Source organism: Acidovorax sp. PRC11 (assembly GCF_031844105.1).
Lineage (GTDB): Bacteria > Pseudomonadota > Gammaproteobacteria > Burkholderiales > Burkholderiaceae_C > Paracidovorax.
Map to the genome: position 1 here is coordinate 102508 of NZ_JAUZUQ010000015.1, position 26759 is coordinate 129266.

Below are 26759 nucleotides of genomic sequence, written 5' to 3' on the forward strand. Positions count from 1 at the left end.
CGGCCGCACGTGGCCGCTGTACCCCTATCGGCCGCTGGGGCATGGGCCGTTTGCGGGAAAACCCGAATCGTGCGACAATCGCCGACTTGCGCGGAAAAACGGATGCACACCTCCGAACCGCGCGATTTGCGCATCTCCCCTTCACACCGGGCCGCGGACGGCGGCGGATCTTCCAGGATCCGCTGCACGACCTTCCGCACCAATGCTCACCTGCCCCGACCCCCGGGCGCCGGTTCTGTTGAATGGTTGATGTTTTTTAACCATTGACGGAGCCCGCGCAGGCCTCTTTGCCTGCGTTCGTCTTCGTGTGAGAAACATAGACATGACCGACACTTTGCAAGTGCAGGGCGCTTTCGCGCCTGTAGATTCCTCTTTCGTGGCCGAAACCGAAGCCACCAGCGCACCCGCGGCCCTGGCCGTGGACCACGCCGCTGCTCCCGAAGCCGCTGATGCGGCGTCCGAGGCCGTGGCCGCCGATACCGTCGCCGTGCCCAACGGCTTCGTCGAACTGGGCCTGGCGCCCGAACTCGTGCAGGCCGTGGCCGACCTGGGCTACACCCAGCCGACCGGCGTGCAGGAGCGCGCCATTCCCCTGGCGATGGGTGCCGGCGCCGGTGAAGGCAAGTTCATCGACCTGATGGTTTCCAGCCAGACCGGCAGCGGCAAGACGGCGGCGTTCCTGCTGCCCGTGCTGCACACGCTGATCGGCCAGCAGGCCGCGGCGGCGGCGGCTGCCCGTGCGGAATACGAAGCCGCTGCGGCCGAAGCCGCCGCCCGCGGCGAGACCGCTCCGAAGCGCGCCAAGCGCAAGGACCCGACCAACCCGCGCCACTTCAAGGCCGCCACCCCCGGCGCCCTGATCCTGTGCCCGACCCGCGAACTGGCCCAGCAGGTGGCCCATGACGCGATCGAGCTCGTGCGCCACTGCCGCGGCCTGCGCGTCGCGAACGTGGTGGGCGGCATTCCCTACCAGCTGCAGATCGCCAAGCTGCAGAACGCCGACCTCGTGGTGGCGACGCCCGGCCGCCTGCTGGACCTGCAGCGCTCGATGCAGATCAAGCTCGACCAGGTGCAGTTCCTGGTGGTGGACGAGGCCGACCGCATGCTCGACCTCGGCTTCTCCGACGACCTCGCCGAGATCAACGAGCTGACCAGCCAGCGCAAGCAGACCATGATGTTCAGCGCGACCTTCGCGCCCCGCATCCAGCAGCTCGCGATGCGCGTCATGCACGACGGCGGCGCCTCGGTGAAGAAGGTGCAGATCGATTCCCCGCAGGAAAAGCACGCCAACATCAAGCAGACGCTGTTCTGGGCCGACAACGCCCAGCACAAGCGCAAGCTGCTGGACCACTGGCTGCGCGACACCACCATCAACCAGGCCATCGTGTTCGCCAGCACCCAGGTGGAATGCGACGGCCTCGCCAACGACCTGCAGCAGGACGGCTTCTCGGCCGTGGCGCTGCACGGCGCGCTGAGCCAGGGCCTGCGCAACCGCCGCCTGATGGCGCTGCGCAACGGCCAGGTGCAGATCCTGGTCGCCACCGACGTGGCGGCCCGCGGCATCGACGTGCCCACGATCACCCACGTGTTCAACTTCGGCCTGCCGATGAAGGCCGAGGATTACACCCACCGCATCGGCCGCACGGGCCGTGCCGGCCGCGACGGCCTGGCCGTCACGTTCGCCGAGTTCCGTGACCGCCGCAAGATCTTCGACATCGAAGGCTACAGCCGCCAGCAGTTCAAGACCGATGTGATCGCCGGTCTGGAGCCGCAGCAGCGCGCGCCGCAGGCCCGTCCGGAATTCGGCGGCCGTGGCCGCGAAGGCGGCGGTGGTTTCCGTGACCGCCGTCCGGGCGGTGGCAATGGCGGCCGGGGTGGCTTCGGCGACCGTGACCGCGGCGGCTTCGGCGACCGCCATGCGCGCGGTCCGCGCGACGAGTCGCGTGGCTTCGCACCGCGCGGCGATGACCAGCGCGGCTTCGCCCCCCGTGACGACCAGCGTGGCTTCGCGCCGCGTGGTGACGACCAGCGTGGCTTTGCGCCCCGCGGCGACGATCAGCGCGGCTTCGGCGCGCGCCGCGACGGCGACGGCTACGGCCGCAAGCAGGGCTTCGGCGAGCCCGCACGCGGTGGTTTCGGCGGCGGCCGCGGTGGTGATTTCGGCGGTGGCCGCGGCGGCGATTTCGCACCGCGCAAGCCGGCCTTCTCGAAGCCGGGCGCGGGCGCCGGCAAGCCGTCCTTCGCTCCGCACGACGCGCGCAAGCGCCCGGCGCGTCCGGCCCGCTGAGCGGGGGGCGTTCCGGCCGGCGGGCACCCCTGGCGCCGCCGCACCCAGCCAGCCTTCGGGCTGGCTTTTTTTCGTCCCTTGCCGCAGCGTGGAGCCTCCGCGCCGCGGGCCGAACCATAATCCCGTGGTCGAGCCACGGTATGGCGCGCGGCCTCGTCGCCGTGCTGCGTGCCGGGTGTTCGCGGTGGACCGTCGCGCCCTTTCCCCCTGGCGCCGCCGTGCCACGCGCGGGCGTATCTCGCACAAAAAAACCTCGCGCAGGCCGGGCGTGCTCCCTCCGGCCGCCCTGCATGCACGCACGGAGTGTTTCCGGATGATCCCTTCTCTTTCCCCTTCGACGGACAGCGATTTCGAACACATGTTCGACCTGGCGCCGGTGTCGCTCTGGCTGGAGGATTTCAGTGAACTGAAGACCCTGCTCGACGGCTGGCGCCGCGACGGCGTGGTCGATGCGGAAGCCTATGCGCGGGAGGACCCCGCGCGGATGCAGCGCTACGGTGCCTGCCTGAAGGTGCTGCGCGTGAACCGCCGCACCCTGGAGCTGTTCGCGGCGCCCGACCAGGAGACGCTGCTGGCCTCGCTCGACCAGGTGTTCCGGGGCGACATGTTCGAGCAGGCGATCTCCGAACTGCGGCAGCTGTGGTCGGGGTCGCTGGAGTTTTCGAACCAGACCGTCAACTACGCGCTCGACGGGCGCAGGCTCGACGTGCACATCCGGGGGCGCATCCTGCCGGGGCATGAAGACCGCTGGGACCGGGTGCTGATCTCGCTGGAGGACAACACCGAGCAGATCGGCGCGGGCGCGGCGCTGCTGCGCAGCGAGCAGTACGCGCGCGGGCTGTTCGAGAATTCGCCGGTGTCGCTCTGGGTGGAGGACTTCAGCTCCGTCAAGCGCCTGCTCGACGACGTGCGGGCGCAGGGCATCCGCGACTTCAAGACCTTCCTGAAGGTGCATCCGGAGTTCGTCACCCGCTGCATGCAGGAGATCCGCGTGATCGACGTGAACCAGCAGACGCTGGAGATGTTCGGCGCGGACAGCAAGGAGATGCTCTTCAAGCAGATCGGCAAGGTGTTCCGCGGCGAGATGCAGGAATCCTTCGCGGAGCAGTTGCTCGATCTGTGGGAGGGGCGGCTCTTCCAGCAGCGCGAGGTGGTCAACTACAGCCTGTCGGGCGAGGCGGTCTATATCCACATGCAGTTCGCCATCCTGGAGGAGCACCGGCATGACTGGTCCATGGTGCTGCTCTCGCTGGTGGACATCACCGCCCGCAAGAAGGCGGAAGCCTATCTGGAATACCTCGGCAAGCACGACGTGCTCACGCAGTTGCGCAACCGGGCGTTCTACGTGGAAGAGCTCAACCGCCTGACCCGCAAGGGGCCCTGGCCGGTCGGGGTGGTGGTGATCGACATGAACGGCCTCAAGGGCATCAACGACGATGCAGGCCACGCGGCCGGCGATGCCATGCTGCGGCGCGTGGGCGAGGTGCTGACCAAGGCGGTGGATTCTCCCGACTGCGCGGCCCGCATCGGCGGCGACGAATTCGCGCTGCTGCTGCCGGCCACCGATGAGCGCGCCACCCAGGCCCTGATCGACCGCATCGGCTCGCTGCTGGAGCTGAACAACCAGTTCTACCCGGGCCGGCCGCTCAGCCTGGCCATCGGTATGGCGATCGCCGCATCGGGCGACCAGCTCGAGGCGGCCGTGCACCGGGCCGACCAGGCCATGTATGCGGAAAAGCTGCGCTACTACCAGCAGGCGGGCATGGAGCGGCGCCGCAACTGAGCGGCCTCCGGGCCCGGCAGGCGCGGCCCGCCGGAGTCAGGCGGCCGCCGCGGTGCGGCCGATGTCGGGCCAGCGGTGGTGCAGCACGACCCAGGCCGCCAGGCCCACGCACATCATTCCCAGAGAGGCACAGGCCAGCAGCAGCGTGGAGTGCATCACCAGCGGCGCCACCACGCCGGCCACCAGGCCGTTGGCGGTGGAGCCGACGAAGGCCTGCAGCGACGAGGCCATGCCGCGCCGTTCGGGGTAGAGGTCCAGCACCAGCAGGGTCACCACGGGCACCATCAGCGCCCATCCGAAAGCGAACACCGCGATCGGCACGAGTGCCCACGACACGTGGGCCGGAAACAGCGCGTTGGCTGCCAGGTTCAGCAGCGACATCGTGAACATGATCAGGAAGCCGTGGCGGATCTGCCGCTTGGGCGCGATGCGGCCGGCCAGCCGGCCGCTGAGCCAGGCGCCGCCCATGATGCCGGAGATGGTGAGGATGAAGAACCAGAAGAACTGCGTCGGCGCCAGGTGCAGGTGCTCGCCGAGGAAGGCCGGCGCCGCGAGCACGTAGAGGAACATCCCGTTGAAGGGCACGCCGCTGGCCAGCGCAAGCAGCAGGAAGCGCGGGCTGGAGCCGAGCTGCCAGTAGCCCTGCAGCAGGTGGCGCGCGTTGATGGGCTGGCGGTGGTCCGCATGGAGCGTCTCAGGCAGCAGGCGGTAGTTGGCGATCCAGAGCGTCAGCCCGACGCCGGTGAGGAACCAGAACACGCTGTGCCAGCCGGTGTGCACGAACAGCCAGCCGCCGATGATGGGCGCGATGGCCGGCGCCACGCCGAAGTAGATGGTGACCTGGCTCATCACCTTCTGGGCCTGCGCGGGCGGGAACATGTCGCGGATGACCGCGCGCGACACCACGATGCCCGCGCCCGCGGACAGGCCCTGCAGGGCGCGGAACAGCACCAGCTGGCCGATGCTCTGCGACAGCGCGCAGCCCGCCGAGGCGAGCGTGAACACGGCGATGCCCCAGAGCACCACGGGCCGGCGGCCGAAGCTGTCGGAGAGCGCACCGTGGAACAGCGTCATGAAGGCGAAGCCGAACAGGTAGGCCGACAGCGTCTGCTGCATCTCCACGGGCGTCGCGCCGAGCGCGGCCGCGATGCCCGAGAACGCCGGGATGTAGGTGTCGATCGAAAACGGGCCGATCATGCCCAGCACGGCCAGCAGCACGGCGAGGGCCCAGCGCGGCGCGCGCCAGAGTTGGTGGGCGTCTGGATTCATGGCAGGGGAAGGGGGCGGGCCGGCCGGGCAGGCCCGCGGGGAGGCGTGCGGGACGCGGGCGGTGAGGGAACGATTATGGGGGAGGCGGCGGTCGGCTGCCTGCTGCAGGATGCCGGCTGGGGCGCCGCCTCGCCGTCAGAAAGGGCGAAGGAAGTTTGCGCATGCGCGCGGGCCTACGCCACCCGCGCGCTTCCCGCTCATCATCGCTTGTGGGCGCCGTGGCCGGCGTGCGCCGCGTCGTGAGCCGGGGCGGCGCCCGCCGAGGCGTTGACGGCCCGCACGGGAGCCTGGACATCCACCGTCTGGCGCTTGCCGTCGGCCGTTTCCAGCACCAGTTGCAGCGGCACCGTCTCGCCGGCCTTCACCTCCTTGGGCAGGTCCATGAGCATGACGTGGTAGCCGCCCGGCTTCAGCTCCACCGCCTTGCCGGCCGGCAGTTCGAGCGCGCCCGCCGGCCGCATCCGCATGACGTTGTCCTCGAGCTTCATCTCGTGGATTTCCGCGATCGGTGCCGCGGGGGTGCGGACGCCCACGAGCTTCATCGGCTGCGGAGCGGTGATTTTCATGAATGCGCCCGTGGCCTTCTGCTGCGGGACGGTGGCGCGCACCCAGGCATCCTGGATGCTGACGGTCTGGCCGTGCGCGGCCCAGGAGAACAGTGCCGAGAAGGCGAGGAGGGACGACGTGGCGATGCGTTGCGTGGCGTGCATGGAAAAGCTCCGTGAAGGGGTGGCCGCGTGGACGGGGCGTCGGCGGGACGTGCCGTGAACCCGGTCGGAAACGGCCGAAATCGGGAAAAAAAGGGGGGAAAAGGTCAGGCGCGTGCCGGCGGGCCCCGCGCGGGCCGGTGCGCGGTGGCGGGCATCTGCGGGCGCAGGTTCTGCGCGCCGGCGGGCCGCTCGTGCCGCGCGGCGCAGGGGAGCCGGCGGTGCAGGTCCGGCGTGCCGGGCGGGGGCAGGCTGCCTGGCAGGCAGGCGGGGCAATCGAGCGCATGCGCGTGCGGCAGGGCGGGCACGTCGCCGGCCGCGCCCGCAGCAGGCGCCCACCGCGCAACGCCGTCCGCCGAGCAGATGGTGTCCGGCAGCACGCCGCCGGCAGCGACCCAGGGCGCCAGCCCGGCCACGCCGACGGCCCACACGAAGCAGGCGAGTGCGAAGCGGCGGGCGAGGGCGCTGCAGAGGAAGGGCATGGTGCGGATGCGATTATCGTCCGCACCCGTGCCCGCGCGCGGCGCACCCTCCGCCGTGCCTGGGCGCTCCGCCTCGGCGGAGCGTCAGAGGCGCGCGGCGGCGCGCTGTTCCGCCGGCGGTATGCGCAGCTGCTGCCGGTATTTCGTCACCGTGCGGCGTGCGATGCGGATGCCCTGGCGCTCCAGTTGCCGCGCAATGTCGACGTCGGACAGCGGGCGCGTTCCGTCGTCGGCCGCGAGGATCTCCTGCACCAGCCCGCGGATGGCGGTGGGCGAGCTGTCCCGGCCGGCCGGCGTGGCCATGGCGCGCGAGAAGAAGTACTTGAGTTCGAACAGGCCGAACGGCGTCTGCATGTACTTGTTGTTCGTCACGCGCGAGATGGTGGAGACATGCGCGCCCACGTCTTCGGCGATCTCCTTGAGCGAGAGCGGGCGCATGCCGATGGGGCCGTATTCGAGGAAATGCGGCTGGCGTTTCAGGATGGCCTTGGCCACGTCCAGCACGGTGGAAAAGCGCTGCTGCACATTGCGCACCGTCCACCGGGCTTCGGCCAGCTGCGCCGTGAGATCGCGCGACGCGGCCCGGGCGCCGTCGTCGGCCGGCGCTTCGTCCGCGGAGCCGGCCGCGTCCTGCCGCGGCTGCAGCAGCTGCTGGTACTGCCGGTTCACGCGCACGCGCGGCACCACCGCCTCGTTCAGGGATACCGTCCACTGACCTCGCGCCTTGTGCGCGATGACGTCGGGCACGATGTAGGGCACCGGCTGCGCGCCGTAGCGCCAGCCCGGATGGGGGTCGAGGTGCCGCAGGCGCTCCAGCGCATCGCGCACGGCATGGGCCGGTACGTCGAGCCGCGCGGCCAGTTGCCGCATGGCCTGCGGGCCGGAGCCTTCGGCGGCCTTCTGCAGCACGGCATCGCACAGCGCCCGCTGCAGCGGGCAGGACACCGCGGGCAGCTGCAGGCGCAGGCATTCCTGCAGGTCCCGCGCGCCCACGCCGGCCGGCTCCAGCGACTGCACGGTGCGCAGCGCGGCGTGCAGCTCGTCGCCATCGGCCGGCTCCACGCCATAGTCCGCGCAGATCGATGCGAGCGGCGTGTTCAGGTAGCCGTCGTCGGTGAGCTCCTCGACGATCAGGCTGGAGAGCAGGAACTGCCGGTCGGGCAGCCGCAGCAGCCGCAATTGCGCGTGCAGGTGTTCGTGCAGCGTGGGGGTGGCGGGTTCGCGGTCCAGCACCGACAGGCCGTCGCCGCCGGCATCGTGGGACGCCCGTGCCGATGGGGCGGCGGACAGGCCCGGCCACTCGGCGGCGAGCTGGGCCGGCGGTGCGGGGGCTTCGTCCTCTTCGAGGAACGGGTTTTCGTTCATGGCGCCCATCACGCTCTGGATGAACTCGGCCGTGGGCATCTGCAGCAACTGCACCGCTTTCTGCAGACGTGGGGAGAGGTGGGGCGTCTGGGTCTGTCGGGCTCCGAGTCTGAGAGAGGGCATGGGGGAAAGGGCTCCTGCGCGCGCCAGCCGAGTCGTGGCGCCTGTAGAGGGATTTGCAAACACCGTGCCGTGTTTGTCCGACACCGAACGGATGGATACTTTTGCAACAATCTCCGCCAACTCGGGGCGACGTGCCGTAACAGATGCCATTTCGGGGAACCTGCCGATTGCCCTATGGTGCTGGGTCCGGGTTCCGCGCATCGCTTGCGCCCTCCGAACGGCGGCTGGAAGGTATTAATTGCGGAAACTATTGCATGCGCGAACACGCTGGGGCTGAAGACGGCCCGATGGCTCCTGAGTGGGGTGGAACCGAACGGTCGGAGCCGCCGGGGACCGCTGCGCGCGGCGCGTTCCTCGCCCGGTGGCTGGACCGCGCCTGGCCCTCCGGCTCGCTGCGCGCCTATCTGGTGGTCATGATCCTCGTGGCCACGCTGCCGATCGCGATGCAGCTCACCTACAAGGTGGTGTCCGAGCTGATGGATGCGCGGGAGCGCGTGCAGGCGACGCTGGGCCATTCCGCGGCGGGCCTGGCGCAGTCCGTGGCCATCGAGATCGGTTCCACGGTCGATGCGCTGACGGCGCTGTCGAGGACCGACGCGCTGCAGTCCGGCCAGGCCCCGGTGCTGGAGCGATGGCTGCGCCAGCGCCCGCCCATGCGCCCGCAGTGGCGCGGCATTTTTCTCATGGGCCCGGACGGGCGGTTGCTGTTCGACACGGCGAAGCCCCCGGGAAGCGCGCCCGCGGACGCGCCGCTCGAGGAGCTGGCGCGCAAGGCCCTGGCGACCGGCGGGGCGGTGGTGTCGGACACGCTCTGGCCGTTCGCCGGGGAATCGACGTCGGCGGTGGCCGTGCCGATCCGCATGGGCGGAGCGGAGGGCTACGTGATCGGAGCCCGGGTGGACGCCGAGGTCTGGCAGCGCCTGCTGATGCGGGTCCAGCCGCCGCCGGGCGGTTTCGTCGCGCTCGTGGATGCGCGCCAGAACGTGGTGGCCTCGGTGGGCAATCTGCTGCGCGGCCGGCAGATCTTCGCCACGGGGGCGGAGCGTGCCCAGGCCCGCCTGGGCGCGGACGGCGTGCCGGAGCCTGCCGTGGCCACCTGGCGTACGGTGGGCGCGTTCGACTGGCAGATCAGCGCGGGCATGCCCGCCGCTCCCATCGAAGCGGCGGAGCGCAACAGCATGCTCTCCGCGCTCGCCACCATGGGCCTGTGCCTGCTGCTGGGGGTGGCCCTGGCGCTGCTGGTGGCCTGGCGGATCGCGCAGCCCCTGCAGATGCTGGCCCGTGCGCAGCGGCTGCCGCCCTCGCGTCGCGTGCCGGTGCGCGAGATCGCGCTGCTGCGCGACGCGCTCTGGACGGCGCAGCGGCGCGACGCCACCGCCCACCAGCGGCTGCATGCGAAGGCCGCCGAATTCGAGGCGCTGTTCGAGAACACCCCGATCGGGCTCGCGTTCGCCGATGGCGCGGACTGCGGGCACGTGGTCTACAACCCGGTGATGCGTTCGCTGCTGGGCATGGCGGACCAGGACGACGGACGGGAGATCCCGGCGCAGGTGTTCCGCGGCGGCAAGCTGCTGTCGCCGGACGAGCAGCCGCTGCAGCGGGCCTGCCGGCTGGCGCAGCCGGTCGGTCCGATGGAACTGGAGATCCGCCTGCCCGGTCGCGCGCCGGTGTCGGTCGTGGCGAGCGCGGTGCCGCTGCTGGACGAAAGCGGCAGGCCGCGCGGCGCCCTGAGCGCCGTGACCGACATCACCGAGCTGCTGCAGGTGATGGCCCTGTGGCTCGCGGCGGACCGCAAGCGCCAGGAAAAGCAGAGCCTGATCGACCTGGCCTGCGAGGCGGGATGCGTCGGCTTCTTCGAGTACCGCTTCCGGCCGTCGGAGCTCGTGTGGACCGCGGGGCAGGCCGGACTGTTCGGGCGCGACCCGGTGGTGGACGCGGGAAACACGCCCGAGCGCGGCCTGCGGGCCTGGACCTCGCTCATGCACGCGGACGACCGGCCGCGCCTGCGCCAGGCGCTGGCGCGTGCGCTGCGCACGCGGCGGCCCCGGGCGCACCTGGAATACCGGATCGCCGCCGCGCCCGACGCGGCGCCCCGCTGGCTCTCCAGCCGGCTGCTGCTGCGCTATGGCGCCGATGGGCGCCCCGAGCAGGTGGTCGGCATCACCGTGGACGTCACCGAGCAGAAGAACGCGGAGCAGCGGCGCGCCCTGCAATCGGTGCAGGAGCAGGCGGCGCGCCGCCAGGCGGAAGCCGCCAACCGCGCCAAGGACGAATTCCTCACCATGCTGAGCCACGAACTGCGCAATCCGCTGGCGGCCATCGCGGCCGCGTCGGACGTGCTGTCCACCGGCTCCGGTGGCCCGGATACGGCGGGCCAGGCGCTCGCGATCATCCAGCGGCAGACGCAGCACCTCGCCAGCATGATGCGCGACCTGCTCGACGTCAGCCGCGTGCTGCGCGGCAGCGCCGTGCTCGCCCGCAGGCCGACCGATCTGGCCGAGCGCGTGCGCAGCGTGCGCGACGCTCTCTCCGTGGGCGGCACGATGCGCCAGCATGCGTGGACTTTCGATCTGCAGCCGGCCTGGATCCACGCGGATGCCACGCGCATCGAGCAGGTGATCGTGAACCTGCTGCAGAACGCGATCAAGTACACACCGGAAGGCCGGCACATCGACGTCAGCGTGGCCTGCGTGGAGGACAAAGCGGTGCTCTGCGTGGCCGATACCGGCGACGGCATCGACGCCGCCCTGCTGCCGCACATCTTCGACCTTTTCCGGCAGGGCGAGCGCATGCTCGACCGGCAGGACGGCGGGCTGGGCGTGGGGCTCACGCTGGTGCAGCACCTGGTCAAGCAGCATGGCGGCACGATCGAGGTGGATACCTCGGACGAGGGAACGGCGTTCACCGTGCGCTGGCCGCGCGTGGCCCCGGCCTCCGCCGCCGCCGCCGCGGGCTCCGGCGCTGCGCGGCCGCGCGGTCCTGCGCGCCGCATCGTCGTGGTGGAGGACAATGCGGACATGCTGCGTTCCGTGACGGCCTACCTGCAGGGCGAGGGGCACACGGTGCATGCGGTCGAGGACGGGCTCGACGGGCTGGTACTCATCATCGCCGAGCGGCCCGACGTGGCGATTGTCGACATCGGACTGCCCGGAGTGGACGGATACGAGGTCGCCCTGCGCGCCCGGGCCGCGGGCTACGCGGGGCGCATGGTGGCCGTCTCGGGCTACGGACAGCCGCAGGATATTTCCAAGGCGCGCAAGGCCGGCTTCGACGACTACCTCATCAAGCCGATCACGATGGAACAGTTACAAAACGCAATGGACCGTGCGTCCTGAATCCGCGCCGTCACACGCACTTACATCGGCGGCGCCAACACGCGCTGCATAACCGTCACACTACGAAAGGGTGCATCTTGGAGGTTTCATGGGTTTGGCTCTGATCGTGGACGACGACGCCGATGCGGCGGACATGCTGGCCGCGCTGTGCAGTGCCGAGGGCTACCACGCCGCCACGGCGCACACGCTGGAAGAGGCGCGCCGCAAGATGGTGCTGCAGCCTCCGGACGTGGTCCTGCTGGACCTGCACCTGCCGGACGGCAACGGCCTGTCCTTCATGAGCGAGCAGTCGCTGCGCTCCAACACCCAGGTGGTGCTGGTCACCGGGCATGCGACGCTGGAGACGTCGATCCAGGCGCTGCGGCTGGGCGCGGCCGACTATCTCGTGAAGCCGGTGAGCCTGCCGCAACTGCGCGGCGTGCTCTCGCGCGTCATGCCGCCGTCGGTGATGGCCGCCGAGATCGAGACGTGGCGCAATACGGTGGACGACACCGGCCGCTTCGGCCACCTCGTCGGGCGCTCGGCCTGCATGCGCCGGGTCTACGAGCAGATCGCGCGCGTCGCGGGCACCTCGGTGACGGTGTTCGTGACCGGCGACAGCGGCACCGGGAAGGAACTCGTGGCCCGCACGGTGCACGACCTGAGCCGGCGGCGCTCGCAGCCGTTCCTGGCGATCAACTGCGGCGCGATCTCGCCCCAGCTGATGGAAAGCGAGATCTTCGGCCACGAGAAGGGGAGCTTCACGGGGGCGGAACGCCAGCACCAGGGCTTCTTCGAGCGCGCGCACGGCGGCACGCTGTTCCTCGACGAAGTCACCGAGATGCCGATGGAGCTGCAGGTCAAGCTGCTGCGGGTGCTGGAGACCGGCACCTTCATGCGCGTGGGCTCGACCGTGGAGCGCGCGACCGACGTGCGCATCGTCGCGGCGACCAACCGCGATCCCCTGGCGGCCGTCGCGGGCGGCGCGCTGCGCGAGGACCTGTTCTACCGCCTGAACGTATTCCCGATCGAACTGCCCCCGCTGCGCGAGCGCGCCGAGGACATCGGCCTGCTCAGCGCGCATTTCCTGGCGTCCATCGCACAGAAGGAGGGGCGGGCCAGGCGGCTGGACGCCATGGCCCTGGAGCGCCTGCAGCGCTACCGCTGGCCCGGCAACGTGCGCGAGCTGCGCAACGTGCTGCAGCGCGCGTACGTGATGGCGGAAGGCGACATCATCACCGCGCAGTGGCTGCCGACGAATGGCGCGGAGGATGCCTTCGTCCCGTCTGCCGCCGCCGTGCCGGGAGGCGCCGATCCGGGCGCCGCGCACGCGTCGCAGGAGGAGGGCGGCCCGGGCGCCGCTTCCGGCCAACTGCAGGTGGAGGTGGGAACGTCGATCGCGGACGTGGAGCAGCAGCTGATCCTGCGCACGCTGCGCCACTTCGACAACCACAAGGAGCGGGCCGCCGCCGCGCTCGGCGTGAGCCTGAAGACGCTCTACAACAAGCTGAAGGCCTACGAGAGCATGTCGGCCGATTCGTCGGCGCGCTGACGCTGCGCTGCGTCCCGGCGTGCCCGCGCGGCGCGCCTGCCCTGGCGTCCCGTGCCGTGGGCTGCAACGGGAACTTCCTCTCTGATCGGGCACACCGTTTGCCCCTGTTGTTGGCGCCTGGCTGCCCCGCCAGGCGCGCCCCCTTGAGCCCGCCTCCATGGCGGGCTTTTTTTTGCGCCGGACGAATCGCCGCACGGTCGGGCACGCCGTTTGCCCCGAGGTGGGTGTGGCCCCGGCGGAACGGCCGGGCTGCAATTACTTCACTTCCACTTCCCATCCATTTCCCCTTTGAGAGGAGCGGCACATGGCCAACGAACCAACGAACGAACGCGACACGGGCAAGCAAGCACAGGCGGAAGAGGCGCTCAAGCAGGGTGCCCGCCGCACGGGCCCGGCCCGGCGCGGGTTCGCGGGTATGGATCCTGCCCGCCAGCGCGAGATCGCGTCCCTGGGCGGGCGCGCAGCCCATGCGAGCGGCAACGCCCACCAATTCACGTCGGAAGAAGCCCGCGAGGCCGGCCGCAAGAGCCACCGCAAGTCCGCAGCCGCCAACGGCGCTGCCGGCGGCACGAGCGCCGGTGCGGCATCGTCCTGATCGGCTGTGCAGGTGCCGGTCCCGGCCGCACCGACACCCGCCGACGGAATGAAAAAGCCCGCCGAAAGGCGGGCTTTTTTTCGTGCGTACCTTGCCAGGGTGCAGATTTTTTCAAGCGCAGGCGCTGGGGATTTCTTGCAGTAAAAACGCCTTTCCCAGGGCGCGCGCCGCTGCGGAACCGGTGAGGGCGGAGGGCTGCCCGTGCCGGCATGCGGAAACCCGCGATTCGATCCGCGTCGGCCTGCGAGCCCCTGAGAGGTTCGGGCCGCCGGGCCATTCCATGACCGGAAATCAGTGCTGCCGCATCACCTCCTTCTGAGAAAGGAGCACTGCCTTGAGGTCTTCCATCACGGCATCGACGCTGTGACCCATCTGCGCATGGACGATGGCGCCATCGACGACCAGGGGCAACACGCTTCCCGCATTCCCGCGCCGCCAGTGAACAGGTTCTCCAGGACACAGGCCATCTCCTGCTTGTGGCGGCGGACGGTAGCCAGGATCTCAGGGTCTGACGAACCCAGTTCGGCCGCCGCATTGAGGAATGCACAGCCCCGGAAGTCCGGCTGGCTGAACCAGTTTCCAAGGGTCGTGACGAGGGCCCCCAATGCTGACGCGCCGGCATCAGAGGCCTCGTTCAAGCTGTTTCTGAACCAAGCCATCCATTTTTCATGGCGGTAGTCCAGGTACGCCCGGACCAGGTCGTCCTTGCTCGCGTACTGACGGTAGTCCGTCTGGCCGAAGACGCTGGAACACGCGCGACGCGGCCAGGGTTGCACTGGCATATACGCTGGACACGCAATGGCGCAACCGGGCCGAGTTCGCCGATGGCCGGGCGCAAGCCCAGGCCTTCCTCGAGAGAAAATGGAAGAAGGAGCTCGATTACCGGCTGATCAAAGCGCTCTGGCTGTACGGAGACCATCGCATCGCAGTCCGGTACGCCTACGAGTGGCACGATGATTCCGGCCACTGGTTCCGGTCCTATGGCAATGAAAACTGGGAATTCGCTGCCGACGGACTCATGCAACGGCGTTTTGCCTGCATCAATGCCATGCCGATCCAGGAGTCGGAGCGCAAGTTTCACTGGCCCCTGGGCCGCCGGCCCGGTGACCATCCCGGACTGTCGGACCTTGGGCTGTGAACGAGACGCTGGCGTGCGGCCTGTGATGGAAGCGGCAGGCCATCCGAGCCCGGCGCGCGTGCGCCCGCGAACCGAAAAAGGAAACCGGGAATGAAAAAAGCCGGGGCTACCTTTCGATAGCACCGGCTTTAGTAGCCTTGCGGCTGTGTGGTGGTGGGTCCTGAGTGACTCGAACACTCGACCTACGGATTAAGAGTCCGCTGCTCTACCAACTGAGCTAAGAACCCACAGTAACCTTTTAAACTGTGTCTGCATCGCTGCAGAGCCTCGAATTATGCACTACTTTTTTGCCGGTCTGCAAGAAGCCGCACAAAAAAGTTTTCGGGGCCTCACATCAGCAGGTGTTCGCCCGCGTTGTCGCCACCCAGGATCACGTAGTTGACCTTGCGCACGTCCATCAGCTTCGTGCCGCCGGAGTAGCTGATGGAGCTCTGCACGTCCTGCTCCATCTCCACCAGCGTGTCGGCGAGCCGGCCCTTGATCGGTTCGAGGATGCGCTTGCCTTCCACGTGCTTGTACTCGCCCTTGTTGAAGTCGCTGGCGGAGCCGTAGTACTCCTTGTACTGCTCGCCGTCCACTTCCACGGTCTTGCCGGGCGATTCCTCGTGGCCTGCGAAGAGCGAGCCGATCATGACCATGGTGGCTCCGAACCGGATGCTCTTGGCGATGTCGCCGTGGCTGCGGATGCCGCCGTCGGCGATGATCGGCTTGGTGGCCACGCGGGCACACCACTTGAGGGCCGAGAGCTGCCAGCCGCCGGTGCCGAACCCGGTCTTGAGCTTGGTGATGCACACCTTGCCCGGGCCCACGCCCACCTTGGTGGCGTCCGCGCCCCAGTTCTCCAGGTCGATGATGGCTTCGGGCGTGGCCACGTTGCCGGCGATCACGAAGGCCTGCGGCAGGTGCTGCTTCAGGTAGGCGATCATGGCCTTCACGGTGTCCGCATGGCCGTGGGCGATGTCGATGGTGATGTATTCGGGCGAGAGGCCTTCTGCCACCAGCCGGTCCACCGTGTCGTAGTCGGGCTGCTTCACGCCCAGCGAAATCGAGGCGAAGCAGCCGGCCGCATGCATGTCGCGCACGAACTGCACGTTGTCGAGGTCGAAGCGGTGCATGACGTAGAAGTAGCCGTTGCTGGCGAGCCAGCGGCAGATCTTCTCGTCCACCACGGTCTTCATGTTCGCGGGCACCACCGGCAGGCGGAAGGTGCGCTGCCCGAGCGTGACGCTGGCGTCGCACTCGGAGCGGCTTTCCACGCGGCACTTGCGCGGCAGCAGCAGAACATTGTCGTAGTCGAAGATTTCCATGAGATTCCAAGCTCCATCGAGGGACGCGCCGGAAGGATTTCCGGACGCGGTGGGCGCTTGGCCTGCTGTGCCGGTTCTGCGGGAGACGCCGTCCCCGCGAGGGGAGGCCGGCTCCGGACCCTGCTGTGCGCAGGCGCAAAAAAACCGGGCGGCAAGAAACTTGGGCCCGGTGACTGATTCTACCCCTGCCGCCCGCGGCCCTGCGTGGCGCGCGATTGGGGTGGTGCGGCGAAGGGTTACTTTCCAGGGATGGCACCCTCGGCAACGCACTGCGCCCGGGCCGCAGCGACCACGTTGCCGCCCGCATCCTGCACCCAGCCCACCACGCCGAGCCGTTCCACACGGGCGCCGTCCGGGACACGCATGGGGCGCAGCTCCGACCAGCCGGCCCTGCGGGCGCCGGCGTCCGCCGTCCAGGTGCCCTGCAGCGCGTTGCGCACGATGTGCCGTTCGGCGGCATTGCCTTCCGCGCCCGCCGGCACGGTCTCGATCAGCACGAGGGTGAACGACAGGGGCGTACCCGGGCGGGCGGTTCGCGGCGCGTTGTTCGCTCGCGGTGGTATGAACGCCATGGTGGCACCGACGTAGTCGTTCAGGGGCGGCCCCATGCCGACGCGCAGGCGGCCGGCATTGCGGCCTGCGCGGTCCGCGGGAAGCACGTCGGTGACGGCGGTATCGGTGGTGGCAGGCGGACCGCGCCGCAGGGTTTCGAGCCGCTCCAGTCCGTCGCGCGTGGCGGCGGCGGAGAGGGGGGCGTCGTCGCCCAGGCGGCCCGGCACGATCCAGTCCAGCGCAAGGGCTGAACCGCCGGGGGACGCGGCAGGTGCCTCGCCCCAGCAGCGCTCGCAGTCGGCGCTCAGGAAGCGCTCGACCAGCACGCGCGGCGGGGGCTGCCCGTCGCTCGCGCAGGCGCCGCTGAAGGCCGACGCGGGCAGCGAGGCCCCGGCGAGCAGGGCCGGCGCGATGGAGAGAAGCAAGGCGGAACGGCGGGCGAAAAAGGGGCGCATCGGCGGGTCCTGGCTGGCGGTGTGCGGTGGTCCGCGCATGTTCCCACACTCTCCGCCGCCGTGCGCCGGCCCCATGCCATCCTGCCCCGGCGCGCCGCCGGGGGCCGTCCGTTACTCGGGCTTGATGTTGGCCTTGCGCACGACTTCGCCATAGGAGGCGAGGCGGTCGGACATCATTTTCTCGAAGGCCGCGGGCGACATCTCTTCGGGCGGGATCACGCCGCGCGTCTTGAGGTTCTCGATCATCGCGGGTTCGGTCGCCGCCTTGCGGATGGCCTTGTGCAGCGTGGCGACGATGGCGGCGGGCGTGCCGGCCGGCGCGGCGATGCCGGTCCACGACGGCTGGTTCAGGTCGGGGAAGCCCAGTTCCTTGAAAGTGGGCACGTCGGGCAGCTGCGCCACGCGCGTGTCCGACGCCACGGCCAGGGCGCGCAGCTTGCCGGCCTGGATGTGCTGCAGGAACACCACCAGGTTGTCGAGTGCGAACTGCACCTCGCCCGCCAGGATGGCGGTCACGTAAGGCGAGCCGCCACGGTAGGGGATGTGCACGCCCTTGGCGTTCACGGCGAGCAGGAACGCCTCGGCGTTGATCTGGCCCATGCTGCCGGCACCGGCCGTGGCGAAGTTGACCTGGCCCGGATGGGCTTTGAGATAGGCCACGAATTCGGCGAAGGTCTTGGCGGGCACGCTCGGATGCACCACCAGCACGTTGGGCTGGCGGCCCATGATGGCGATGTTCTCGAAGTCCTTGATCGGGTCGTAGCCCAGCTTGGGCTGCACCAGCGGGTTGGCCAGGTGGCTGCTCTGCGACGAGGCCACGAGCGTGTAGCCGTCGGCCGGGGCGCGCGCCACGAATTGCGTGCCGATGGAGCCGCCCGCGCCGGGCTTGTTGTCCACCACGATCGGCACGCCCAGGATGCGGCCGAGCGCTTCGGTGTACTGGCGGGCCATCACGTCAACGGAGCCGCCGGGCGGGAAGGGCACGACCAGCGTGATCGGGCGGCTGGGGTATTTGTCGCCCGAGGCGAAGGCGGGCAGTGCGGCGGCGCCGGCGAGGCCGAGGCCGGTGGCAAGCAACTGGCGGCGGGTGGCGGGGAAGGACGTGCGGTTCATGGAGGACATCTGCGGAAGGTCGATGGGAAAAAGGAGAAAAGGGGGATGGGCGCCGGCCGGATCAGCCCAGCGCGAGCAGCGTGAGCGCGAGCGCCTGGGCGCGCGGCACGAAGGTGGTGAGATCGCAGAACTCGCGCTCGCTGTGCGCGTAGCCGCCCACGGGGCCCAGGGCGCAGAGCGAAGGGATGCCCATGTTGGAGGTGATGCCGCTGTCGGCCGCGCCGCCCGTGGCCTCGCCCTCGACCTTGAACCCGATCTGTTCGGCGCAGCGCTGGTAGGTCTGCAGCAGCGCGTCGGGCGTGCGGGCCATGGGCAGGGTGCCCGTCTTGGCGACGATGCGGCCGCTGGTGCGCGGCAGCGATTCTTCCTCGATGATGGCCTGGATGCGCGCGAGCACGCCCTCCAGATCGTTGCCGGCGGTGTAGCGCAGGTCCACGTGCGCCGCGGCCAGCGGGGCGACCACGTTGGAGGCCATGCCGCCCTGGATGAAGCCCACGTTCACCGTGATGCCGGGCTCGCAGCCGTTCAGCGCATGCAGCGCCAGGATCTTGCGGGCCAGCGCGTCGATGGCACTCGCGCCCTGGGCGGGGTTGATGCCGGCGTGCGCGGCCACGCCCGACACCTCGAAATCGATGCGGTAGGAGCCCTTGCGCTCGTTCACGACGTTGCCGCTGATGCGGCCCGGCTCGGCGTTGAGCACGGCGCGCGCGCCCTGCACGTGTTCGCGGATGACGGTGCGGCAGGCGGGCGATCCCACCTCTTCGTCGGCGGTGAACAGCAGGTGCACCGGGGTGGCGTTGCCGCCGAAGCGCGCCAGGGCCTCGGCCACGAAGACGTTCATCACCAGGCCCGACTTCATGTCCGCCACGCCCGGGCCGTAGGCCTTGCCGGCCTCCACGCGCCAGGGACGCTGCGCCGCCGTGCCGCGCGGGAAGACCGTGTCCATGTGCCCCATGAGCTGGTAGTGGCCCGCGGCGGCCGCGTCGCTGCCCGGCACCTTGGCCAGGATGCACTCGCCCCAGCCCGGCTCAGGGAAAGTCTGCACGGCGATGCCGGCGGCTTCCAGGCGGCCGCGCAGCACGGCGGCGACCTGGCGCACGCCTTCCTCGTGGCCGCTGCCGCTGTCGATGTTGACGACCTGGGCCAGCAGGTCTGCCATCGCCTGCTCCTGCGAGGCGAGCCAGTCGAGCAGGGGCTGGGCGGAGGCGGGAGCGGCAGGGCTGGTGTTCATGGTCGGGAAGTGTTGCAGAAAGTAAGACTGATTGAAACGAAAATTTCATAAATGATATGGCCTTGCAATAGGCGTTGCAATCGTGCCGTGCGTGCGGCGTGACGCGCCGTGCACAATCGGCGGCGAAGGCACGTCGCCCGCGCGTGGCCCGCACCCCCTCTCCACCATGCTCCTGACCGAACGGCTCGCCGCCCGCGCCGCCTCCCTGACCGCCAGCGAGCGCGCGCTGGCCGATGACCTGCTGCGCCACTATCCGGATGGCCTGCTCGATTCCGCCAGTGCCATCGCGGCACGCACGGGCACGAGCGCATCGACCGTCGTGCGGATGTTCTCCAAGCTGGGGTACGACAGCCTGGCCGAGGTGCGGCGCGAGGCGCGCACGGAAGTCACCTCGCGCCTGCAGACCGCCGCGCAGCGCGCGCCCGCCACCCTGGGCGCGCAGCGCAGCCTCTCCGAATGCGTGGACGATGCGCTGCTGCACGACCAGCACAACCTGGCGGCCACGCGCCGGGGGCTGGACATGGCTGCGTTCGAGGCGGCCGCCCGGCTGCTGGGCGAGGGCGCGGGCCGCGTGTACGTGCTGGCCGAAAAGAACAGCGCCCCGGTCGCCAGCCATCTGGCCACGCAGCTGAACATGTGCCGCCCCGGCGTGCAGGACCTGGGCGCGGGCGCGCCGTTCGCGGTGGACCGGATGCTGTGGGTGCAGCCGCAGGACGTGCTGCTGGTGTTCTCCATCCGCCGCTATTCGCGGGGCGCGCTGCTCGCGGCGCAGCATTTCCGCGCGCAGGGCGCCACGGTGGTGGCGCTCACCGACAGCCCGGTGGCGCCGATCGTGCCGCATGCCCAGCACACGCTGGTGGTGCACACCGCCAACGCATCGCCGTTCGATTCGTACACGGCGGCGTTCTTCCTGTGCAATGCGCTGGTGTCGGCGGTGGCGCAACTGCGGCACGGGGCGGTGGGCGAGGCCCTGGAGCGGCGCGATGCGCTGTGGCAGCGGTTCGAGTCCGATGCGCTGGACGGACTGCTCACCTGAACCTTCCCACGGGGTCTGGGTGGGCGGAGGCTTGACCCTGCGGCCGGGGCAGGGAGGCCGGGTTCCTACAATGGCGGCATGCTCCCACACGATCTGTTTTCCGGCGCGCCAGCGCCTTTCGGCGCTGCCGAGCCGGGCCCCGCGGCCGGGCCGGCCGTTGCGTCGCCCCTGCTGCAGAACCTGAACGACGAGCAGCTCGCCGCCGTCACGCTGCCCGCAGGCCACGCCCTGATCCTGGCCGGCGCGGGTTCCGGCAAGACGCGCGTGCTCACCACGCGCATCGCCTGGCTGCTGCAGAACGGCCATGTCTCGCCCGGCGGCATCCTGGCCGTCACCTTCACGAACAAGGCCGCCAAGGAGATGACGGCGCGCCTCTCGGCCATGCTGCCGGTGAACGTGCGCGGCATGTGGATCGGCACCTTCCACGGCCTGTGCAACCGCCTGCTGCGCGCGCACCACAAGACGGCCGGCCTGCCGTCCACCTTCCAGATCCTGGACACGCAGGACCAGATCTCGGCCGTGAAGCGCCTGTGCAAGCAATTCAACGTGGACGAAGAACGCTTCCCGCCCAAGCAGCTCGCCTACTTCATCAGCGGCTGCAAGGAAGAAGGCCTGCGCCCGGGCGACGTGGACGCGCGCGATGCCGACGGCCGCCGCAAGGTGGAGCTCTACCAGCTCTACGAAGAGCAGTGCCAGCGCGAGGGCGTGGTGGATTTCGGCGAACTGATGCTGCGCAGCTATGAGCTGCTGCGCGACAACGACCCGATCCGCGAGCACTACCAGCGGCGCTTCCAGCACATCCTGGTGGACGAGTTCCAGGACACGAACAAGCTGCAGTACGCCTGGCTCAAGCAGATCGCGGGCGACATGGTGGACGGCCGCCTCGTCACGCACGGCAGCGTGCTGGCGGTGGGCGACGACGACCAGAGCATCTACGCCTTCCGCGGCGCGCGCGTGGGCAACATGCAGGACTTCGTGCGCGAGTTCGACGTGCGCCACCAGATCAAGCTGGAGCAGAACTACCGCAGCTACAGCAACATCCTCGATTCGGCCAACGCCCTCATCAGCCACAACAGCCGCCGCCTGGGCAAGAACCTGCGCACCACGCAGGGCCCCGGCGAGCCGGTGCGCGTCTACGAGGCGCCCACGGATCTGGCCGAGGCGCAGTGGATGGTCGACGAGATCCGCCAGCTCGCGCGCAATGACGGCTTCGAGCGCCGCGAGATCGCCGTGCTCTACCGCAGCAACGCGCAGAGCCGGGTGATCGAATCGGCGCTGTTCAATGCCGCGGTGCCGTACCGCGTGTACGGCGGCCTGCGGTTCTTCGAGCGCGCGGAAATCAAGCATGCGCTGGCCTACCTGCGCCTTCTGGAGAACCCGAACGACGACACCAGCTTCATGCGCGTGGTGAACTTCCCGCCGCGCGGCATCGGCGCACGCACGGTGGAGGTGCTGCAGGACGCGGCGCGGCAGGCCGGCTGCTCGCTGCACGATGCCGTGAGCGCCGTGCCCGGCAAGGCGGGCGCCAACCTGGGCGCGTTCGTCGCCATGGTGGATGTGATGCGCGAGCAGACGCAGGGCCAGACGCTGCGCGAGATCATCGGCCAGATGCTCGAATCGAGCGGACTGGTGGAGCACTACCGCGCCGAGAAGGAAGGCGCGGACCGGCTGGAAAACCTCGAAGAACTGATCAACGCCGCCGAGAGCTTCGTGACGCAGGAAGGCTTCGGCCGCGACGCCGTCGCGCTGCCGGTGGACGAATACGGCACCAGCCTGCGCCAGAGCCCGGCCAGCCAGGGCATCGACCCGTCGCAGCCCGTGGTGGACGAGCCCCTGCCGGGCGTGGTGGACGCCGACACCGGCGAGACGCTCTCACCCCTGGTGGCCTTCCTGACCCACGCGGCGCTGGAGGCCGGCGACAACCAGGCCCAGGCCGGCCAGGACGCCGTGCAGCTCATGACGGTGCATGCCTCCAAGGGGCTGGAGTTCGACGCCGTGTTCATCGGCGGCATGGAAGAGGGCCTGTTCCCGCACGAGAACTCGATGAGCGACCGGGACGGCCTGGAGGAAGAGCGCCGCCTGATGTACGTGGCGATCACGCGCGCCCGCAAGCGCCTCTACCTCAGCCACTCGCAGACGCGCCTGCTGCACGGGCAGACGCGCTACAACATCAAGAGCCGCTTCTTCGACGAGTTGCCCGAGGCGGCGCTGAAATGGATCACGCCCAAGCAGCAGGGCTTCGGCAGCTTCGCGCCGCAGGGAGGCGGCCGGGGCGGGAGTGCCGGATCGGCCTGGGGCGGCTTCGGGTCGGGGGCGAGGTCGGAGACCTTCGCGAGCCCGCCCGTGCCGGCGCAGAAGGCGCCGCCGGCCCACGGCCTGCGCGTGGGGCTGGCGGTGTTCCACACCAAGTTCGGCGAGGGCAAGGTCCTGGCGCTCGAAGGCACGGGCGACGATGCACGGGCGCAGGTGAATTTCCCGCGGCACGGCACCAAGTGGCTGGCGCTGTCGGTGGCCAAGCTCACGGTGGTGGATTGACGCACTGGCGGGCCGGGGCTCTGCCAGGCGGGTTGCTCAATTGCGCGATGGAAAAATCCCCTGCAGGGCGATGATGAAGTTGATGCAGAGATAGGGCTGCATGTTCTCGTGCGGCTGGCTGCCTCCCGCCATACCGGACGAAACGCCCGCCAGATTGCCGTTCCCGCCCTGGTCGGTGTACTGGTCGTTGCGCTGGTCTGATGCGGCAAGTGTGCGGCCATTCGGCGCCGCGGAATTGCCGGCGTTGCTGCTCACCGCCACCGACGTGGGGTGGACGTGCATGGGCATCTGGTTGCTCAACAGCGTCACCGACTCCTGTCCGCCCACTTGTCCCTGAACATAGTTCATCGACACCCCCGGGCCCTGTCCCGGGCCCAGAGGTACCCGCCCCCGCAGGTCCGGCAGCGCGAACGTCGTGGTGCCGTTGCCACCGTACATCGTGCCTATGATGGCGAAAAGTGTACTGTTCTGCGATATGGAAAGCATCTGCCCGTTGCAGATAGCCCAGCCGGGGGGGGCGTAATTGCCGGCAAATATGGTGATTTCGCCAATGAATGGTTCGGCTGCCATGCTTGTGTCTTTCCTCAGGTCACGAGATAGGGATTGGTCCAGCCGCTGTGCATGCGCTGGCGTGTAGTGGTTTGCAGGATCGGGGATTCCTGGCTGGGGCCACGCATCTGGGCGCTGGCCGCCAACGGCCTGTCATGCGCCATCGCCTGCCATCGAGCCAGCCGCCCCCCTGCATCGGTGCCCAACCGCATGGCTGCCCCCGGGGACGATGTGGAGACGGTGGTTTCGAGGGCAACCGGGAGGTCCAGCAAAGGCCGCTGGCGTTCCATGCCCAGACGTTGCCACGCAGCGCGGAAGCGCCCGGCCTGCCGGCCGGAATACAGCGCCACCACGAAATCGGCGGACGTGCCTTTGAGGGCTGCGACCAGCCCGTCGAATTCGGGCCGCCCGTCCGGCAGGCCCGACACATGCAGGGCCGCCACGGTGCCGCCCGCGGCTTCGAACGCAGCGCGGAACTCGTGCGGGAAGTCGTATCCGCTTTCGAGGAAACCCATGCAGAGCACCGCCCGGCTGCCCCAGCGCCGCGGCGCTTCGTGGCCGAGCAGGGCGCAGGATTCCCACAGCGCCAGCGTGTGCGGTATGAGCCAGGGCGAGCGGGCTGCGGGGCGGCCGGAGGGCCGGTCGGCGCCGGTATCGCTCGCCAGGAAGGGCACGGCATGCTCTTGCAGCAGCGGAACCAGATCGGCCGCGGCGTCGGCCGGCAGCCAGCCGGCCAGCGCATCCACGCTGCCGGATTGCACGGCCGCCTGTGCCTGCCGCACGGCGGCCCGGGCACTGCGGCCGTAGGGCAGGGGCAGCCAGCGCGGAGCTGGCAGGCCCGATGCGGCGGCGCCCGCGTCCAGCCCGGCGAGGAACTCGGCGGACAGCGTGGGATAACGCGATGACTCCGGCAGCAGCACGCCTACCGTGCGGCGTACGGCCGGAGCAGGCAGGCCGCCCGAGGCCGTCGCTGCCGCGGCGAGGGCGGGAGCCGTGCCGCAGGCCGCAGCGGCGGCCGTGGAGGCCGACGCCCCGAGGAAGCCCCGGCGGCCGAGCCGTGCGGGAGAGGAGGTCGAAGAGGTCATGGGGGTGTCGCTCCTGGGGCCGGCACGCCGGGCCGTTCTCCGGTCGCCCGGGGGAGGCCGTCCTGCGCGGCACGCAGCCGCTCCAGGGCGTCGTAGTGCGGGGCGATCCATTGCTCCGCCAGCGCATGCAGGCGCTGCGGCGCTGCGCGGCGCTTGCGTTCGGCATCGGGCTCGAAAGGCTGCAACGGATTTTTCGCGTGGACGCCGCATGCGGCCCGCATGCGCTCCCGGGCCGAGGCGTCGGGCTGCATGCCGAAGTGCGGCGCAATGGTGTCTGCAATGGCGGCCGGGAGCTGCCGGTAGTGGAGCAGCAAAGTGCGGCCCGGCCGGAATTCCCGGAGCATGGCTTCGTAGATGGCGCCCAGGGTGCGGGCGCAATAGGCCTCCGGGCCCATGCCCAGGGCTTCGTCGAAAGGGATGCCCGCGGGATTGACGCCGAGCGGCCCGCCGGGGATGAGGTAGGCCCCGCGCTGCTGCAGTTGCGACACCAGCACTTCCACCGGATCGCGGTACAGGAACAGCCAGGGCGCCTCGGGCCAGGCGTCGGCGATGCGCGCGGCGTGGTCGGTGGACCAGCAGTCGCACTTGATGACGAGGTGCCGCGGCGGGGTGCCGTGCGCGGGCGCGGCCGGCTGGGCCCACGCGCTCGCGAATGCCCGAACGGCATCGGTGGCACGGTCCGGTGCCAGGGACGGCAGGCGGCGGTCCGCGCGCAGCAGGTCGTCCAGCGGCGGCGGCTCCGACAGCACCACGTGGCCGTCGAGCGCCGCGAAGGCCTGGCTGACGAGCGTCGAGCCGCAGCGCGAGACATGGAAGACGATGCCCGAAGGCTGCAGGCCGGGCGAAACCCGGGCCCAGCCGATCAGCTCTTCCAGGGAGGACTGCCGGCGGAAGGCCTGGTGGAACGGGTGCTGCATCGCATCCTGCACGCCGTCCGCGAAGAAGGGCCTGCGCGTGAGTTCGGGCGGCGCGCGCATCCAGTCGACCTGCGGCCCGCGGCCCGGTTCCTCGTGGATGCGGATGGGGGACCAGCCCGTGAAGTTCAGACGATCCATTGGCGCTTCCAGCGATCCCGCCCGCAGGCCATGGCGGAGAGCACTTCCGCTTCGGTGAAGTCCTGGCCGTGCTCGCGGCCCAGTTGCACGCACTCCCGGGCGAAATCCTCGCGTGCGCGGATGCCGAGCAGGCGGTCCTGCAGGGCCGGGTCGCCGAACACCTGCTGCCGGAACTGCGCGAACCGCCATTGCGGGTCCTGTTCGGGTGGGTAGGGATCTCCGGCGTCGCCCGCGGCGATGGCTTCCTGCAGCGCGGGCGTGGCCTTGCAGTCCACCACCAGGTGCAGCCTGTCCTCCGTGCCGCGGTTGGAGACACGGTGGGGCAGGGAGAAGTCGGCATACCACCACTCCCCCGCGCGCATGGGCACGCGCTCGCCGTCCACATAGAAGAACACGGCGCCATGGGTGCGCAGCGGCAGATGGAGCCGGGCCTCGCCGTCCCGCAGGCCCACGCCCGGGTCGGTGTGCTCCAGGATTTCCCCTCCCGGGGCCAGGCGCAGCACCCGCACCGATTTGAGCGGGGCGTCGCCGACGAGGGCGGAGACCAGGCTTCGCACGGCCGGGCAATGCTCCATCGCGGCATCGTCCCGGTAGAGGTCGGCGGAGAATTCGCCCGGCGCGGCGGGCAGGGGCGAGAGGGCCGTGCTGCGCAGCGCGGTCACGTGCCAGCCGCCGTTGTGCTTGCCGCTATTGAAATGGGCGCCCCAGGCAGCGTCCGGCAGCGCCCCGATCTCCGCCAGCGCCGCGCCCACGTCCACGCCGTGGGCGATGCGGCGGGCAGGGGGGAACGCGGCGCAGCGCGCGGCGGCCGTGCCGGGCCGGTCCGGGAGCGGCGCAGTGGTCATGGATGGCGGGGCGTCACTGCGAGCAGATGGCATAGGCCGTGCAGCTCTGCAGGTTCGCCCGGTACGAGTTGAGCGCGCGGACCGACCAGCCGAACGCGCCGGGCGTGCCGCCACAGTTGGCGACCGGCCGGCTCTCTCCCACGTAGACGGCTGCGTCCTCGGGAGTTGCCTGCGCCGTGCTCGCCGCATGGCCTCCGCCCAGCACTTTTTCGCCCGCATTGCAGCAGGAGGTGACCGCGCAACTCTCGGCATTCACGGGCTGCATGGTGACTTCGCGCACCGTCACGGATGCGCTGACGGAACCGGCCGCGCCGGTCGGCCCTGCAGGGCCGGTGCTGCCGGTGGCTCCCGCAGGGCCCGCCACGCCGGTCGCGCCCGTGG

The 26759-nt window shown here is 70.1% G+C and carries 20 protein-coding genes, 1 tRNA gene and 2 pseudogenes; 8 read left to right on the plus strand and 15 right to left on the minus strand.

Going from position 1 to position 26759, the window contains the following annotated elements; translation table 11 throughout:
- Positions 1-322 precede the first annotated feature (322 nt).
- Together Q9R47_RS17245 and Q9R47_RS17250 are read left to right on the plus strand one after the other, a co-directional pair.
- Positions 323-2287: a DEAD/DEAH box helicase gene (locus tag Q9R47_RS17245; RefSeq protein ID WP_311234414.1), complete on the plus strand. Its 1965-nt coding sequence runs from the start codon at positions 323-325 to the stop codon at positions 2285-2287.
- A 313-nt stretch (positions 2288-2600) separates the two neighbouring features.
- A complete protein-coding gene (locus Q9R47_RS17250; RefSeq protein ID WP_311234415.1) occupies positions 2601-4070 on the plus strand; it encodes a sensor domain-containing diguanylate cyclase in 1470 nt (489 codons plus the stop codon).
- 36 nt (positions 4071-4106) lie between these two features.
- On the opposite strand, the gene Q9R47_RS17255 is transcribed toward Q9R47_RS17250, so the two are convergent.
- The 4 genes from Q9R47_RS17255 to rpoN form a co-directional block, all read right to left on the minus strand.
- A complete protein-coding gene (locus Q9R47_RS17255) occupies positions 4107-5339 on the minus strand; it encodes a multidrug effflux MFS transporter (RefSeq protein ID WP_311234416.1) in 1233 nt (410 codons plus the stop codon).
- A 200-nt stretch (positions 5340-5539) separates the two neighbouring features.
- Complete coding sequence (locus Q9R47_RS17260; protein WP_311234417.1) at positions 5540-6049, minus strand: copper chaperone PCu(A)C; 510 nt, start codon at positions 6047-6049, stop codon at positions 5540-5542.
- Between the two features lie 104 nt (positions 6050-6153).
- Positions 6154-6528, minus strand: coding sequence for a hypothetical protein (locus Q9R47_RS17265; protein WP_311234418.1), 375 nt, complete (start codon positions 6526-6528; stop codon positions 6154-6156).
- Between the two features lie 84 nt (positions 6529-6612).
- A complete protein-coding gene (gene rpoN, locus Q9R47_RS17270; RefSeq protein ID WP_311234419.1) occupies positions 6613-8016 on the minus strand; it encodes an RNA polymerase factor sigma-54 in 1404 nt (467 codons plus the stop codon).
- Between the two features lie 254 nt (positions 8017-8270).
- Here rpoN and Q9R47_RS17275 point away from each other — a divergent pair, with 254 nt between their 5' ends.
- The 3 genes from Q9R47_RS17275 (at position 8271) to Q9R47_RS17285 (ending at position 13477) form a co-directional block, all read left to right on the plus strand.
- Positions 8271-11351: an ATP-binding protein gene (locus Q9R47_RS17275; protein WP_311234420.1), complete on the plus strand. Its 3081-nt coding sequence runs from the start codon at positions 8271-8273 to the stop codon at positions 11349-11351.
- Between the two features lie 88 nt (positions 11352-11439).
- Positions 11440-12882, plus strand: coding sequence for a sigma-54 dependent transcriptional regulator (locus Q9R47_RS17280; protein WP_311234421.1), 1443 nt, complete (start codon positions 11440-11442; stop codon positions 12880-12882).
- Between the two features lie 304 nt (positions 12883-13186).
- Positions 13187-13477, plus strand: coding sequence for a KGG domain-containing protein (locus tag Q9R47_RS17285; RefSeq protein WP_159316963.1), 291 nt, complete (start codon positions 13187-13189; stop codon positions 13475-13477).
- A 347-nt stretch (positions 13478-13824) separates the two neighbouring features.
- On the opposite strand, the gene Q9R47_RS17290 is transcribed toward Q9R47_RS17285, so the two are convergent.
- Positions 13825-14136 (minus strand): hypothetical protein, encoded by a 312-nt coding sequence (locus tag Q9R47_RS17290; protein ID WP_311234422.1) that lies wholly within the window; start codon positions 14134-14136, stop codon positions 13825-13827.
- A gap of 9 nt (positions 14137-14145) precedes the next feature.
- Here Q9R47_RS17290 and Q9R47_RS17295 point away from each other — a divergent pair.
- Positions 14146-14615 (plus strand): annotated as a pseudogene (locus Q9R47_RS17295) (DUF1348 family protein).
- A gap of 151 nt (positions 14616-14766) precedes the next feature.
- On the opposite strand, the gene Q9R47_RS17300 reads toward Q9R47_RS17295, so the two are convergent.
- From Q9R47_RS17300 to Q9R47_RS17320, 5 genes are all read right to left on the minus strand, one after another.
- A tRNA-Lys gene (locus Q9R47_RS17300) sits at positions 14767-14842 on the minus strand.
- Positions 14843-14944: 102 nt separating this feature from the next.
- A complete protein-coding gene (locus Q9R47_RS17305) occupies positions 14945-15922 on the minus strand; it encodes a GMP reductase (RefSeq protein WP_311234423.1) in 978 nt (325 codons plus the stop codon).
- 236 nt (positions 15923-16158) lie between these two features.
- On the minus strand, positions 16159-16899 hold the full coding sequence (locus tag Q9R47_RS17310; protein ID WP_311234424.1) for a hypothetical protein: 741 nt from the start codon (positions 16897-16899) through the stop codon (positions 16159-16161).
- A 141-nt stretch (positions 16900-17040) separates the two neighbouring features.
- Complete coding sequence (locus Q9R47_RS17315) at positions 17041-18042, minus strand: tripartite tricarboxylate transporter substrate binding protein BugE (RefSeq protein WP_404977165.1); 1002 nt, start codon at positions 18040-18042, stop codon at positions 17041-17043.
- Positions 18043-18103: 61 nt separating this feature from the next.
- Positions 18104-19273 carry a M20 family metallopeptidase gene (locus tag Q9R47_RS17320; RefSeq protein ID WP_311234426.1) on the minus strand — a complete coding sequence of 390 codons (1170 nt, stop codon included), beginning with the start codon at positions 19271-19273 and terminating at the stop codon, positions 18104-18106.
- Positions 19274-19439: 166 nt separating this feature from the next.
- Here Q9R47_RS17320 and Q9R47_RS17325 point away from each other — a divergent pair, with 166 nt between their 5' ends.
- Positions 19440-20309 carry a MurR/RpiR family transcriptional regulator gene (locus Q9R47_RS17325; protein ID WP_311234427.1) on the plus strand — a complete coding sequence of 290 codons (870 nt, stop codon included), beginning with the start codon at positions 19440-19442 and terminating at the stop codon, positions 20307-20309.
- A 78-nt stretch (positions 20310-20387) separates the two neighbouring features.
- Complete coding sequence (locus Q9R47_RS17330; RefSeq protein ID WP_311234428.1) at positions 20388-22844, plus strand: UvrD-helicase domain-containing protein; 2457 nt, start codon at positions 20388-20390, stop codon at positions 22842-22844.
- A 36-nt stretch (positions 22845-22880) separates the two neighbouring features.
- On the opposite strand, the gene Q9R47_RS17335 is transcribed toward Q9R47_RS17330, so the two are convergent.
- The 5 genes and pseudogenes from Q9R47_RS17335 to Q9R47_RS17355 form a co-directional block, all read right to left on the minus strand.
- Complete coding sequence (locus Q9R47_RS17335) at positions 22881-23414, minus strand: tail fiber protein (protein ID WP_311234429.1); 534 nt, start codon at positions 23412-23414, stop codon at positions 22881-22883.
- A gap of 14 nt (positions 23415-23428) precedes the next feature.
- Positions 23429-24478: an ABC transporter substrate-binding protein gene (locus Q9R47_RS17340; RefSeq protein WP_311234430.1), complete on the minus strand. Its 1050-nt coding sequence runs from the start codon at positions 24476-24478 to the stop codon at positions 23429-23431.
- Positions 24475-25533, minus strand: a complete 1059-nt coding sequence (locus Q9R47_RS17345) for a sulfotransferase family protein (RefSeq protein ID WP_311234431.1) — start codon at positions 25531-25533, stop codon at positions 24475-24477. Before Q9R47_RS17345 ends, Q9R47_RS17340 begins: the two co-directional genes overlap by 4 nt.
- On the minus strand, positions 25521-26378 hold the full coding sequence (locus tag Q9R47_RS17350) for an aspartyl/asparaginyl beta-hydroxylase domain-containing protein (RefSeq protein WP_311234432.1): 858 nt from the start codon (positions 26376-26378) through the stop codon (positions 25521-25523). Before Q9R47_RS17350 ends, Q9R47_RS17345 begins: the two co-directional genes overlap by 13 nt.
- Before the next feature lie 13 nt (positions 26379-26391).
- A pseudogene (locus Q9R47_RS17355) lies at positions 26392-26759 on the minus strand (hypothetical protein); the annotation flags it as partial.